Raw genomic sequence first — 13,836 nt, forward strand, 5'->3', positions numbered from 1 at the left:
GTTGATGGGACTATTGGAAAATTCAATTTTCACGGCCCGTTCACAATGGCTATTTTAGACGAAATTTAAAAAATGAAGATTGTTTCCTACAACGTGAACGGCATCCGGGCTGCATTGAATAAGGGGTTTGTAGACTGGTTGAAGGCTGTTGATCCCGATGTGGTCTGCTTGCAAGAAACCAAGGCCATGAAAGAACAGGTAGACACCTCAGTTTTGGAGGAGGCCGGGTATCCGTTCCATTATTGGTACAGTGCCCAAAAGAAGGGTTATAGTGGTGTGGCCTTACTTAGTAAAGAAGAGCCCGATCATGTGGAATATGGCACGGGCATCGATTATATGGATTTTGAGGGAAGAAACATCCGCGCCGATTATGGCGATCTTTCGGTCATGAGTATGTACCTGCCCTCTGGTACCAATCTGGACCGATTGGACCATAAGCTGATGTACATGGCAGATTTTCATGATTATGCCAATGACCTTCGGAAGGAGAGGCCCAACCTAATCGTTTGTGGGGATTACAATATCTGTCACGAAGCCATTGACATCCATGATCCGATCCGGAACAAAAATGTGTCCGGGTTTTTACCTGTGGAAAGGGAATGGATCGGTAATTTTATCAAAAGTGGTTTTATTGACAGTTTTCGGCATTTCAATAAAGAGCCACACAACTATACTTGGTGGACCTACCGTGCCAATGCCCGTGCCAATAACAAGGGCTGGCGTTTGGATTATGGTATGGTGGCAGAGCCTTTAAAAGATAGATTGAAGCGTTCCGTCATCTTGTCCCAGGCAGTACACAGTGACCACTGCCCCATTTTGTTGGAGATTGAAAAATAATATTTGGGTAAAGTTCGATTTATTGGTTTGAGTACCTTTACCTGTCCTAAATAATGAAACAATGAAATACACCAGAATTCCACATACCGATATCAGGATCAGTAAAATTTGTTTGGGGACCATGACTTGGGGGCGACAAAACACCCAGGATGAAGCCTTTGAGCAAATGGATTATGCCTTGGATCAAGGAGTGAATTTTTTTGATACTGCCGAATTGTATCCCATTCCACCCAAAAAGGAATTGTATGCGGTAACGGAAGAATTCATTGGGAACTGGTTCAAAAAGACGGGAAACCGGGATAAAGTGGTCTTGGCTTCCAAGATTGCGGGACCAGGACATGGAGGCAAACATATCCGTAGCACCGGTTTCAGTAAAGAATCCATCATAGGTGCCGTGGAAGGAAGCTTGAAGCGGTTGCAAACGGATTATATCGACCTATACCAATTGCATTGGCCAGAAAGGAACACCAATTATTTTGGACAACGAGGGTTCAATTCCCATGCCATTGACGTTTGGGAAGATAACATCCACCAGATTTTGGAAACCCTTCGAGACCTGATCGCCGAAGGAAAAATCAGGCACGTAGGCCTTTCAAACGAAACCCCTTGGGGGGCCATGCGCTATTTGGAGGAAAGCAAGGTACACCAATCCTTGCCCAGAATGCTCACCATACAAAACCCCTATAGTTTGTTGAACCGTTTGTTCGAGGTGGGACTTTCTGAAATTTCCACAAGGGAAAAAATAGGGTTGTTGGCCTACTCGCCCATGGCGTTTGGGGTGCTCAGCGGTAAATATTTATCGGAAATTCCACCCAGAAAGGCAAGGATTACCCTTTTCCCCAATTATAGCAGATACAGCAGTGATACGGCTACCCAGGCCACGGAGCAATACGCCCAATTGGCCAAGGAACACGGATTGAGCATGGCGCAAATGGCCTTGGCCTTTGTGAACACCCGTCCTTTTTTAACGAGCAATATCATAGGGGCCACCACCATGGAACAGCTCAAGGAAAATATTGAGAGCATTGATGTGGACCTTTCGGATGAGGTTCTGGAAGGTATTGAAGCCATCCATAACGCCATTCCGAACCCTGCTCCATAACCTTATTCCAAAGCATAAGCACGGTATTCGTCACCTGAAGCCGTACCCATTTTGCCTCCACCACAGGAAATAACAATGTACTGTTTGCCATCCACTTGATAGGTGATCGGAGTGGCATAACCACCAGCAGGTAATTGGTCTTCCCACATTTTTTGTCCAGTCTTCATGTTGAAGGCGCGGATTTTTTCATCCTTGGTGGCAGCGATGAACAGTACCCCACCTTTGGTGATTACAGGGCCACCGTAATTTTCAAGCCCTGAAACAGGGACATTGGGGTCGTCCAGGCTTTTTTCATGACCCAAAGGGATTTTCCAAAGATATTCCCCTGTGTTCAGGTCGATGGCATTCAATGTGCCCCATGGCGGTTTTACCACAGGATAACCCCTATCATCCTTAAACCGTGCAAAACTGGCCACGGAGTAGGGCACATCAACTTTGATTTTTTCCACCCGATGGTCCTTGGCCTCTTCCATTCCTGTTAAAAATTCAGCTATCACATCAATTTCATCATTGGAAAGATTAGGCATTCCAGGCATGGCGCCCCTTCCTTTTTGTATGATGGTCTTGATGGAATCAGGCTGCAAGCGTAATTTCACATTTTGAAGTTCAGGAATTCCTGCCAGTCCTTCCAGCTCGCCACCATGGCAACGAGCACAATGGATCTGGGCTAAGGACTGTCCCATATGGGTATTATTATCCCCTCCAACTGCTTTCATTTTGATGATCCAGGCCATTTCATTTCCGTTCACATACATGATTCCGTTTCGGGGATCCACTGCAGCGCCTCCCCATTCGGCACCTCCATCGGCACCGGGAAATAGGATTACACCTGTAGTATCCATCGGTATAAATTGCCCGTTGGAGGTAATGGATTTGAATTTTTCCAAAACGGTTGGGGCATCATCACTTTTGTTGCCCTTCACCAAATCATCCACAAAAGCTTTTTCGTTTGGGGCATATAGGTCCTTCTCGGTTAAAATTTGCCGGGCAAAAGGTTCGGGTTTTAAAGGGAGTGGTTGGGTTGCATAGGCTTTTTCGCCTATCAGCTTGGAACTCGGATAGGCTTTTTCCTCAATGGGGAAGAAAGGCTCGCCAGTTTCCCGGTTGAACACAAAAACATGCCCACTCTTGGTCACCTGTGCCACGGCTGGAATGATTTCCCCGTCTTTTTTCACCTCTAATAAGTTGGGTGGAGCAGGCGGATCGCGATCCCAAATATCATGGTGCACCATCTGAAAATGCCAAATGCGTTCCCCGGTTTTGGCATTCAATGCCAAAAGGGAATTCGCAAAAAGATCGGCACCTTCCCGATCTCCTCCATACCAATCAAATGCCGCCGATCCGGTGGGAATGTAAACGATACCTCGTTCAAGGTCCATGGCCATGCCGGGCCAACTGTTGGCGCCTCCTAATGTTTTGTAAGCATCTGCTGGCCAGGTGTCGTAACCAAACTCACCAGGTTGTGGAATGGTATGGAAGGTCCAAACAATCTTTCCTGTAATTACATCATAAGCACGGATATGTCCTGGAGAGGCCCCGGGTCCTTCACCAACACGGGTACCTTGGATCAGTATATTTTCAAAAATGGCTCCAGGGGTATTGGATACCACAGACTGTTTTTCGGGATCCCGACCCAGTCCTTCTCTTAGATCGATGCTTCCCTTATTTCCAAAGGAAGGAATGGGTTTGCCCGTTGCAATGTCGATGGCAAAAAGTCGTGGTCCAGAAGTAAAAAAGAGGCGACTGGGTTCATCGCTATTGGATTTCCAATAGTTCAGGCCCCGGTTCATGCCCAAGCCAGATTCGTCTTTGGAAACAGGTTTGAATTTCCAAATTTCCTTGCCGCTAGTGGCGTCGATAGCGAAGAGTTCTATGGCAGCATTTACCCCATAAAGAACTCCATCAACCACCAAAGGGCTGGTCTGAATTTGGGTGGTTCTTCCTTCTTGAAGTCCCCCACTTTTATAGCTCCAGGCCAATTTTAACTGGCCAACATTGGCGGTGTCAATTTGGTCGAGATTGGAGTAGTGGGTACGCTCCGGGTCACCTAAATAATGTTCCCAAGTGGTAAAATAGTCTTTGTTGGAAGATGTGGTTTTTTCATTTGAACAGGAAGCCAAAAGGGCAACCAGCAGGAAAAGCGAAAATCGTTTCATGTGCATTGGAAGGTTTCCTAAATATAGGTTTTAAAAAGGGAAACTTTTGAAAAGGAGGTTAAAAAAGGAAATCGACCACATCCTCAATTTTGGAAACTTTTCGGATTTGGATACCCGTGTTCTTCAAGCCGATCTTATTGTTCTTGGAAACAAAAATGGTGGAGAAACCTAGTTTTTCAGCTTCCAGAATGCGTTGGTCCACACGCTGTACCGGACGGATTTCTCCGGCAAGGCCCACTTCCGCAGCAAAACAGATGCCCTTTTCAATGGATATATCCGCATTACTGGACAATATGGCGGCCATAACAGCAAGGTCGATAGCGGGATCGTCCACCGAAATGCCCCCAGTGATATTCAAAAAAACATCCTTGGCGGCCAACTTAAAACCTGCCCGTTTTTCCAGAACGGCCAAAAGCATGTTCAAGCGTTTGGCATTGAACCCTGTAGCGGAACGCTGTGGTGTTCCATAAACCGCAGTACTTACCAACGCCTGAATTTCTATCAACAAGGGACGCATGCCTTCCACAGTAGCAGCAATGGCGGTTCCACTTAAATCTTCCTCATTTTTGGAAATCAATACTTCAGAGGGGTTGTTCACTTCCCGTAGTCCACTTCCCTGCATTTCATAAATGCCAAGTTCTGCCGTGGAACCAAATCGGTTTTTAAGCGAACGAAGGATTCTGTAGACGTAGTTACGGTCACCTTCAAACTGAAGCACCGTATCAACCATATGCTCCAAAATTTTGGGTCCGGCAATAGTGCCATCTTTAGTGATATGTCCCACCAAAATAACGGGTGTGTGACTTTCCTTGGCAAATTTGATGAGTTCTGCGGCACATTCGCGGATTTGGGAAATGCTTCCCGCAGCGGATTCAATATAATCGGTGTGCAAGGTTTGGATGGAGTCGATGACCACCAAATCGGGTTCCAGGGCTGCAATCTGTTGAAAGATATTCTGGGTCTTGGTTTCGGTTAGGATGTAGCAATTTTCACTGTTTGGTTGAATACGGTCGGCGCGCATCTTGATTTGACGCTGGCTTTCCTCTCCAGAAACATAAAGAGTTTTATAAGGCAGTTTTAAGGCAATCTGAAGCAGCAAGGTGCTTTTTCCGATGCCTGGTTCTCCTCCCAACAACGTTAAGGAACCGGGAACCAATCCACCGCCTAAAACACGATTGAACTCTTGGTCCAACGTATCCAAGCGAAGTTCTTTTTCGTGTGTGATTTCGGAAACACGAAGCGGTTTGCTGGCCTGTTTTACCGATGAGGTATCGGTTTTCCAACTCCTTTTTTCTTCCTTCTGGACCATTTCTTCCACAATGGTGTTCCATTCCTTACAAGAAGAACATTGGCCTACCCATTTGGCATATTGGGTGCCACAATTTTGGCAAAAAAAAGCTGTTTTGGTCTTGGCCATTCCTCAAATTAGGTGAAGGCTTAAAGATATGGATTTAGATGGAGGATTGGACTATCGGATTTTTGGACGACTGGATTTTTGGATAGAGATGTCTAATCATCTAAAAGTCTAACAATCCAATAACCTAATACCCAAAATCTGCTTTAAGGGCATCAATTTTTTCAAGGGCCATATCCTTGGTCAAGAAATCGATTTCCTCCATTTGGAAGGCTTTTTCAAAGGTCTTGAAAGCTTTCTTGGGCTCCCCGATCTGCTCATAATATTCCCCTTCAAAATAGAAACCCATCATGGTATCAGGATATTGTTTCTTGCAAAGTTCCGCCAACGGTTTAAGGGACTCATAATCTTCCTTTTTCCTACAAGCGGCATAAATGGCCATAATATCGTTCAGTTCCACAGGTTTGGAAAAACCGAAGAGGTCCTCGATCATGGTATATCGGTCCTCGAGATATTTAAAAGCCGGTTCGGTGGATGTAAGAATACTGGTCTTGTACTCCTTTGGACTAATGGGCCTGAAGATTTTGAACACATTGTCAAAAGCTTTGCTTATGCCATTGGCCGCAATGGAAACATGGTCCGCATGCTCATATTCATCAAAGAAATAATGCAGGGATTCCTTGGTGATGGAATTGATGCTGTGGTTCATTTGAAGTATACGTTGCCTATCGTCAGAAGGTTCCTTTTCGACGATCACATTATAAAAAATGACTTGATCTAGGGCAGATAATCTTTCAGGGACCCTATTTTCCATTTCGGGGGCAAATATGGGTGAAATGCTCACATAAGCATTGAAAAAGGACTTGTCCTTGAACAGAAAGTAATTGCCAAAATTGGCTGTAATGTCATAACCGATGAACATTTTGAAAGGTGCCACCTTGTAGGTCGTTGCTAAATAGGGAATAAGCTCCGTACCCAAAAATTCGTAGAACATTTTTCCTTTTTCAGAAGGCAGCCCCGATTGCTCATCATAGGCACAATCTTCTTGTCGGATATCATTTTTTCCTTGGTCCACACCCACAATGATCACTTCCGGCATACGGTCCATCCGGCTTTGGAATTTGGCGTTGGCAACCACAAGGTCGAACAGGTACTCGGCATCCAAAACCACCAAAAGGGGATATGTTTTTTCTTCGGAATAGTCCTCGGGAAAATAATAGGAAACATTCCTTCTTTCCTGTAGTTTGAAGGATTCAAAAATCTCCTTTTTGACTTGGGCACCTAGGTTCAGGCCCAACAAGCCTATTAAAACAACTAACAGCCGTTTTTTCATTGGTTAAGATTTAGGTGGTCGGGGTTTACCGATTTCTATTCAATAACGGTAATACTATGAAGGATATTGTACCGAAGATGACCACCATCAAGGTCTGTGCGATCCACATGATCCAGCCAAAAGCATCGCCCGAAACGGAAGAGATTCCATAAATGCCCAATGCCGCACTTACTGCAATGGGATACAGGCCGATTCCCCCATTGGTGGTGGACATGGCAAAGGCACCAAAAACGAACCCGACCAAGAGTTCGCTCAAGGAAAGTGGGATGGTTTCGGTTACGGTATACTTGATGACCCAGAACATGCCAAAATAGGCAGCCCAAATGAAGAGGGTATGAAAAATGAACGGCCATTTTTTCTTCATTTTGAAGACGCTGAGCACACCATCTAGCAAGCCGTTCAAGAAAGATTTCAATTTATTGGCAAAAGGTGATTTGGACCTTCGGATGACGTATGTTCCCAAAAAGAGACCAACGATACCCGCGGTCAAAATGCCTGCAGCACCAATCAAGTTTACCCCTTTTTCTTCCAAAAAAGACAGGATAATATCGGTCTGCAACACCAAGGTGACCATAATGATAAGCAACAACATCAAAAGATCGATGACCCTTTCCGTAACAATGGTCCCGAAACCTTTTTCAAAGGGGACTCCTTCATAAGTGGTCAGTGCCGTGGCCCTCAAAAATTCTCCCGATCTGGGAATGCCCAAATTGGCAAAATAGGAGATTAGGACTATGAACACGTTGTTGATAATCTTGGGTTTGTATCCCATGGGTTCCAAAAGATAGTTCCAACGGATGGCCCTGGAAACATGGCTCAAAATTCCGATGATCACCGATATGCTCACCCAGAAGGGGCTTGCATTGGAAATGTAATGCAGGATTTCCTTCCTTTCTTCGGGCGTGGTGGAGTTATAGGAATACCACACCAAAAAGAGCCCAAAGGCAATGGGAACAAAAATCTTCAGGAATTTTTTAAGGGATTTGCCCAAGACTAGTTGAGTAAATTGGTGGCTTCGTTCGGGAAGACCAATGCTGGATTGAAGACTTTCGCCTCCTCAATGTCCATCCAAGCATATGTGATCAGGATCAACACGTCGCCAACGGCCACTTTTCTAGCGGCGGCACCGTTCAGGGTAAGTTCCCCAGAGCCCCTTGGCCCGGGAATGGCATAGGTTTCCAATCGTTCACCGTTATTGTTGTTCACGATCTGTACCTTTTCGCCCCTAATAATGTTGGCGGCATCCATCAGGTCCTCGTCAATGGTGATGCTTCCAATATAATTAAGGTCCGCTCCGGTTACCTTTACCCTGTGAATTTTAGATTTTACAACTTCTACTTGCATGGTGCAAAATTATCAATTCAATCTTAGATTATCAATTAAGCGAACTCCGTCTGCATAAACGGCAATAAACGCCCTGTATTTTTGGTTGTCCTGTTTTTTTAACATGGGGGTCAAGGTGGCCTCGTCGGTTATCTCGAAATACTCCAGGTCGAACACAGGACTTTTTTCAAATTCGGATTTTACCCAATCCGCGATGGTTGTTGCATTTTCCGTGCCAAATTTTGATTTGGCAGCTTGGAGGGTTTCATGGATAAACCCTGCCTGTTCCCTAGTCGTTTTGGATAGTCTTTCATTACGGGAACTCATGGCCAATCCGTGCGGTTCCCTTTCAATGGGGCAGCCGATAATGGTATAGGGCAGTTTTTTGATCTCGGCCATTTTTCTGATGATCTGCAACTGCTGAAAATCCTTTTCACCAAAATAGGCTTTGTTAGGAGCCACGGTTCTGAGCAAAAGCTCTACAATGGTGCCGACCCCATCAAAATGCCCTGCCCTAAACTCTCCTTCCATGACCTTGTCCAACCCATCGAATTCATAGGATTCCGATTTTACGTGATCACCATAGATCTCATCCACGGTCGGGGCAAAGGCCACAATTTTTTTGGATACGGTTTTCAAGAGTCCAATATCCCTTTCCAAACTTCTGGGATATTTTTCAAGATCATCTTTTTTGTCGAATTGGGTAGGGTTCACAAAAATGCTTACCACGACTAAATCATTTTCCGAAAGTGCCTTTTTGACCAAAGAGATATGCCCCGTGTGCAAGGCCCCCATGGTGGGTACAAGGCCTATGGTACGGTTTTTTTTTCGTTCCCCATCCAGGTACGAAACAAGCTCCTTTTTATGGTCAAATAAATGCATCTCAAGGTTTAAAGGCGTGCAAAAATACTATAAATACTGGTAATCAGCATAATTTTTGTACTTTTGCAGCTACGTTTTTCAGATAAACAAAAGAAAGTGTTTATGAATGGTAAAAAGGTATTGTTTGTATCTTCTGAATTAGTCCCATACCTCCCAGAGAATCCAGTTTCCTTAATGTCGTACGAAGCGCCACGAATGGTCAATAGCAGCGGGGGGCAAATACGGATTTTTATGCCAAGGTACGGGAATATCAACGAAAGAAGGCATCAATTACATGAGGTAATACGTTTATCGGGGATGAACCTGGTCATAAATGACATGGATATGCCATTGATTATAAAGGTGGCGTCCATTCCTAGGGAACGGATCCAGGTTTATTTTATTGACAATGATGAATATTTTAAGCGAAAGGCCACTTTTAGGGATTCGGAAGGGAATCTTTTCCCTGACAACGATGAGCGTGCCATTTTCTTCGCAAAAGGCGTAGTAGAGACCGTCAAAAAATTGAACTGGTCACCGGATATCATCCATGTGCATGGTTGGATGGCCTCTTTATTGCCCCTTTACCTACGAAAATATTACTCAGATGAACCCTTGTTCGCCGACAGCAGAATTGTGACCTCCGTATATGGTAAGGGTTTTGAAGGCGATCTGGATAGTGAGATGATCAATAAAATTGCCTTTGACGGAATTGACAAGGAAGAAATCTCAGCCTTGGTAAAACCCGACTATAATAATTTGTTAAAGGTTGCCGTAGATCATTCCGATGCGGTTATTTTAGCCTCGGATGAGTTGGAGGGGGATTTAAAGGAGTACATCGAAAAACTTTCCAAACCTGTTCTGCCCTACGTTTCGCTCCAAGAAGCGGAAGAGGCATACACTAATTTCTATAAAACAGAGGTTTTAAAATAAATTGCATGAGATTTTCCAAGATCTTTAGAGTTTCGGTAGTTTTCGGAACTTTGTTTCTACTGATGGCTTCTTGTGACGATGAGTTGGATACCATTGGCGAAGGAGTGGTTTCGGGTGAGCCCTTTATCACAGGAAAGGTAGAATACGATGTTTTTGCCTTTAACAAGGGCATTACGGCCGTGCAGACCAATAAACTACCGCTATACCAGTTGGGAACGTATAACGATCCCGTGTATGGAAAGAGAAAAGCGAGTATTATATCGCAGCTCAACTTGCCCGGCACCCCGGTTACTTTTGGGGATTTGTCACAAGCCTCTGAAGACAAGGCAGATTCCGATGACAGCGCATCTACGGTTGTGGAAAATGAGACTGTAAAGGAAGTCTATTTATACATTCCCTTTCAATTGCCACCTTCGGCCGATAGTGATGGGGATGGAGTAGATGATGAATTTGAGAATGGTGATGATGTAAACGATCCCAATTCCGATTGGGATGGGGATGGGGTAACGGATAACCAGGAAAGAATTATTGGTTCCAATCCATTTGACCCCAATGAGGATGGGACGGGCGATGACTTTGTGGCCAATAGCTACCCACAACGATTTGATTTGGACAGTATTTATGGAGATAAGACCAAGACCTTTAACCTGACGGTTTCAAGGTCGAATTATTTTCTTCGGGATTTGGATCCCAACTCGGGTTTTGAAGAGGCCCAAGAGTACTATTCCAACCAAGATTTTTCAGCTTTTATAGGGGAAACCCTTTTCAATGGAGAGGTGGCTATCAGCAACGAAGACATGCTTTTCTTCAAAGAAGATGATCCTGATACGGAGGATGTGGATGAATCGACCCAAGTGGATACCAGATTAAATCCTGGGATACGCGTTCCATTGGACAAGGATTTTTTCCAACAGAACATTTTGGATAAAGAGGGGGAAGCTGAGTTGTTGAATCAGTCCAACTTTAAAAATTTTCTCAGGGGAATCTACCTTACAGGAACCGATATGGAAGAGTTGATGTTCCTGTTTAATTTGACAGAGGCCAACATAACCATTACGTACGAGTATCAGGATTATGATTCTGAAACGGAGGATACGGTAACCGCGGAAAAGGATTTTGTGTTGAATCTGTTAACAAGCAGCAGCACAACCGGAATAGTTGGAAATGCAGTAAATGTATTTGAAAATGAGCTACTACCGACTGATATTGCCAATTCCTTGGACAATGGGGAAAACGCTTCCCGGATCTATGTAAAGGGAGGAGCAACCTTGGCAGAGATCAGGCTGTTTGACGAAGCCGAAAATGGAGGGTCGGAGATCATCGACCAGATCAAATCCAAGAAATGGGTAATCAATGAGGCCAATTTGGTGTTTTATGTTGACAGGGAAACTTTGGATATGGCCGGAACGGTTGTAGAACCCCCAAGATTGTACCTTTATAACGGGGAAACGAGTATGCCTTTATATGATGCCGCGAACGAGAGCGGCACACCTGCCACTACTATTAACCCTTTGAGGTACTACACCAATCATGATGGCATTCTTGAAAAGGAGAATGATTTAGGTGTTAAATATACCATAAGGATAACAGAGTACATCAACGATATCATAGTAAGGGATTCCACAAATGCCAAGCTTGCTTTGACCACGACTGCCAATATTGGTTTTCCCAATGTTCGAGAAGCAGTGGAGAGTGGTATGCAAAAAGTGTATTATCCCGTTATGTCTACTGTAAGCCCATTGGGAACGGTTCTTTATGGCAGCAATGTAGAAGCTGGGGAGGAAGCCAAAAAGTTGAAATTGGAAATATTTTATACCGAGGCCAATTAAATACTACTTGTAGATGAAATATGGGCTTTTATCGTTTTAAACAACCGTATTTATAAGTTTACACGTATAGATTATAAATTTGACTAACACTTACCTCTAATAGTGGACGTTAACTAAAAAAAAGCTTATGTGTGGAATTGTAGGATATATTGGTCATCGGGAAGCCTATCCCATTCTTATTAAAGGGCTCCAAAGATTGGAGTACCGAGGTTATGACAGTGCAGGAATAGCTCTGTTTGATGGAGAGAATACTTATCTTTCCAAGACGAAGGGAAAGGTGGAGGATTTGAAGAACAAGGCCGAAATCTCAATTCCTACATCAGGAAAGTTGGGAATTGGGCATACCAGATGGGCGACACACGGGGTTCCCAACGATGTAAATTCCCATCCCCATTATTCCAATTCCGGGGATTTGGTCATTATCCACAATGGAATCATTGAAAATTATGATGCCATTAAACAAGCACTTATCAAACGTGGATACACCTTTGAGTCGGATACCGATACCGAAGTACTTGTAAATCTTATCGAAGAGGTAAAAAGCAAGGAAGGGGTCAAATTGGGAAAGGCGGTGCAAATAGCCCTTAACCAAGTAGTTGGTGCCTATGCCATTGCAGTTTTTGATCGTACCAAACCAGATGAGATTGTAGTGGCCAAATTGGGAAGTCCTTTGGCCATAGGTATAGGGGAAAACGAATATTTTATTGCTTCCGATGCCTCGCCCTTTATAGAATACACCAACAATGCCGTGTATTTGGAAGACGAGGAAATGGCCATTATACGTGTCGGTAAGGAAATCAAATTACGTAAGATAAAGGACGATGCAATAGCCTACCCTAACATTTTGGAACTCCAGTTGAACCTTGAGGAAATAGAAAAAGGGGGGTATGACCATTTCATGCTTAAGGAAATCTATGAACAGCCAAGGGCCATTCTGGACACATATCGAGGTCGACTTTTGGCCGATAAGGGAATCATAAAAATGGCGGGAATCGACCAGAATCTGGAAAAATTCCTGAACGCCAATCGTATTATCGTTGTGGCCTGTGGAACTTCTTGGCACGCAGGATTGGTCGCCGAATACATTTTTGAGGATTTGGCCCGCATACCTGTTGAGGTCGAATATGCCTCTGAATTTAGATATAGGAACCCCGTCATCACCGAAAAGGATGTACTTATCGCCATTTCTCAATCTGGTGAAACAGCGGATACCTTGGCAGCCATCAAACTAGCAAAGGAGAAAGGGGCGTTTGTGTTTGGGGTCTGTAACGTGGTGGGGTCTTCCATAGCCAGGGAAACCCACGCCGGGGCCTATACCCACGCTGGACCCGAGATTGGTGTGGCATCCACTAAGGCATTCACGACCCAGATAACGGTATTGACCTTGATCGCTCTTAAACTAGCATACGAAAAAGGAACTTTGTCACAATCCAAGTATCATGAGTTTTTGGCAGAGTTGGAAGGAATCCCTGCCAAAGTGGAGAAGACTTTGTTGTCGAACCCAGTGGTGGAACAAATTTCCGATATCTACAAAGAATCTTCTAACTGTCTTTACTTGGGCAGGGGCTATAACTTTCCAGTGGCTTTGGAAGGGGCGCTTAAATTGAAAGAAATCAGTTATATCCATGCAGAAGGATATCCTGCTGCAGAAATGAAGCACGGTCCTATCGCTTTGATAGACGAACAAATGCCCGTAGTGGTCATTGCCACCAAAAAAGGACATTACGAGAAGGTGGTCAGCAATATACAGGAAATTAAATCCAGAAAAGGACGGATTATTGCCATCGTTACGGAAGGTGACCAATCTGTTAAGGAATTGGCGGACCACGTCATAGAAGTTCCAGAAACTTCTGAGAGCCTTTCACCTCTTTTAACCACTATACCTTTACAATTGCTTTCCTACCATATCGCCGTTATGAGAGGTTGTAATGTGGATCAACCTAGGAATTTGGCAAAATCGGTTACTGTGGAGTAACTTAAAAAATCAAGATATTGAATTTAAAGGCGCCCAAACGGGCGCTTTTTTTATTAAATATGTATATTATCTTATGTATTTTTATTGAAAAAGTATTATGCACGCATAATTTTTTTCATATTTGTATAATGGA

The 13,836-nt window shown here is 44.1% G+C and carries 11 protein-coding genes; 5 read left to right on the forward strand and 6 right to left on the reverse strand.

The features are described 5' to 3' along the window. Positions 1–72: 72 nt before the first annotated feature. Complete coding sequence (locus tag D2V05_RS11060) at positions 73–837, forward strand: exodeoxyribonuclease III (protein ID WP_119647701.1); 765 nt, start codon at positions 73–75, stop codon at positions 835–837. Between the two features lie 61 nt (positions 838–898). Then, complete coding sequence (locus tag D2V05_RS11065) at positions 899–1,939, forward strand: NADP(H)-dependent aldo-keto reductase (protein WP_119647703.1); 1,041 nt, start codon at positions 899–901, stop codon at positions 1,937–1,939. A 2-nt stretch (positions 1,940–1,941) separates the two neighbouring features. Here the strand turns inward: D2V05_RS11065 and D2V05_RS11070 are convergent, their stop codons facing one another. The 6 genes from D2V05_RS11070 to panC form a co-directional block, all read right to left on the reverse strand. Then, a complete protein-coding gene (locus D2V05_RS11070) occupies positions 1,942–4,095 on the reverse strand; it encodes an outer membrane protein assembly factor BamB family protein (protein WP_119647705.1) in 2,154 nt (717 codons plus the stop codon). A 58-nt stretch (positions 4,096–4,153) separates the two neighbouring features. Continuing rightward, positions 4,154–5,512: a DNA repair protein RadA gene (radA, locus tag D2V05_RS11075; protein WP_119647707.1), complete on the reverse strand. Its 1,359-nt coding sequence runs from the start codon at positions 5,510–5,512 to the stop codon at positions 4,154–4,156. Positions 5,513–5,636: 124 nt separating this feature from the next. Then, positions 5,637–6,782 (reverse strand): alpha/beta hydrolase, encoded by a 1,146-nt coding sequence (locus D2V05_RS11080; protein ID WP_119647710.1) that lies wholly within the window; start codon positions 6,780–6,782, stop codon positions 5,637–5,639. 25 nt (positions 6,783–6,807) lie between these two features. Continuing rightward, positions 6,808–7,773, reverse strand: a complete 966-nt coding sequence (locus D2V05_RS11085) for a lysylphosphatidylglycerol synthase transmembrane domain-containing protein (protein ID WP_119647712.1) — start codon at positions 7,771–7,773, stop codon at positions 6,808–6,810. A gap of 2 nt (positions 7,774–7,775) precedes the next feature. After that, the gene (panD, locus tag D2V05_RS11090; RefSeq protein WP_119640500.1) at positions 7,776–8,126 is read right to left on the reverse strand and encodes an aspartate 1-decarboxylase; all 351 of its coding nucleotides are present in this window, start codon (positions 8,124–8,126) and stop codon (positions 7,776–7,778) included. Between the two features lie 12 nt (positions 8,127–8,138). Further along, positions 8,139–8,987 (reverse strand): pantoate--beta-alanine ligase, encoded by an 849-nt coding sequence (panC, locus tag D2V05_RS11095; protein WP_119647715.1) that lies wholly within the window; start codon positions 8,985–8,987, stop codon positions 8,139–8,141. A 102-nt stretch (positions 8,988–9,089) separates the two neighbouring features. Here panC and D2V05_RS11100 point away from each other — a divergent pair, with 102 nt between their 5' ends. The 3 genes from D2V05_RS11100 (at position 9,090) to glmS (ending at position 13,703) form a co-directional block, all read left to right on the forward strand. After that, positions 9,090–9,899, forward strand: a complete 810-nt coding sequence (locus tag D2V05_RS11100; protein ID WP_119647718.1) for a glycogen/starch synthase — start codon at positions 9,090–9,092, stop codon at positions 9,897–9,899. Positions 9,900–9,904: 5 nt separating this feature from the next. Further along, positions 9,905–11,728 (forward strand): DUF4270 domain-containing protein, encoded by a 1,824-nt coding sequence (locus D2V05_RS11105; RefSeq protein WP_119647721.1) that lies wholly within the window; start codon positions 9,905–9,907, stop codon positions 11,726–11,728. A 127-nt stretch (positions 11,729–11,855) separates the two neighbouring features. Further along, positions 11,856–13,703 carry a glutamine--fructose-6-phosphate transaminase (isomerizing) gene (gene glmS, locus D2V05_RS11110; RefSeq protein ID WP_119647724.1) on the forward strand — a complete coding sequence of 616 codons (1,848 nt, stop codon included), beginning with the start codon at positions 11,856–11,858 and terminating at the stop codon, positions 13,701–13,703. The last annotated feature ends 133 nt before the right edge of the window (positions 13,704–13,836 follow it).

The organism is Flagellimonas pelagia, assembly GCF_003584135.1.
GTDB classification, from domain to species: Bacteria; Bacteroidota; Bacteroidia; order Flavobacteriales; family Flavobacteriaceae; genus Flagellimonas; species Flagellimonas pelagia.

What these genes read in the sequence shown, in the direction of transcription:
- D2V05_RS11080 (WP_119647710.1), bottom strand. Translation starts at nt 6,782, where the DNA reads ATGAAAAAACGGCTGTTAGTTGTTTTAATAGGCTTGTTGGGCCTGAAC.
- panC (WP_119647715.1), bottom strand. Translation starts at nt 8,987, where the DNA reads ATGCATTTATTTGACCATAAAAAGGAGCTTGTTTCGTACCTGGATGGG.
- D2V05_RS11060 (WP_119647701.1), top strand. Translation starts at nt 73, where the DNA reads ATGAAGATTGTTTCCTACAACGTGAACGGCATCCGGGCTGCATTGAAT.
- panD (WP_119640500.1), bottom strand. Translation starts at nt 8,126, where the DNA reads ATGCAAGTAGAAGTTGTAAAATCTAAAATTCACAGGGTAAAGGTAACC.
- D2V05_RS11070 (WP_119647705.1), bottom strand. Translation starts at nt 4,095, where the DNA reads ATGAAACGATTTTCGCTTTTCCTGCTGGTTGCCCTTTTGGCTTCCTGT.
- D2V05_RS11100 (WP_119647718.1), top strand. Translation starts at nt 9,090, where the DNA reads ATGAATGGTAAAAAGGTATTGTTTGTATCTTCTGAATTAGTCCCATAC.
- D2V05_RS11105 (WP_119647721.1), top strand. Translation starts at nt 9,905, where the DNA reads ATGAGATTTTCCAAGATCTTTAGAGTTTCGGTAGTTTTCGGAACTTTG.
- radA (WP_119647707.1), bottom strand. Translation starts at nt 5,512, where the DNA reads ATGGCCAAGACCAAAACAGCTTTTTTTTGCCAAAATTGTGGCACCCAA.
- glmS (WP_119647724.1), top strand. Translation starts at nt 11,856, where the DNA reads ATGTGTGGAATTGTAGGATATATTGGTCATCGGGAAGCCTATCCCATT.
- D2V05_RS11065 (WP_119647703.1), top strand. Translation starts at nt 899, where the DNA reads ATGAAATACACCAGAATTCCACATACCGATATCAGGATCAGTAAAATT.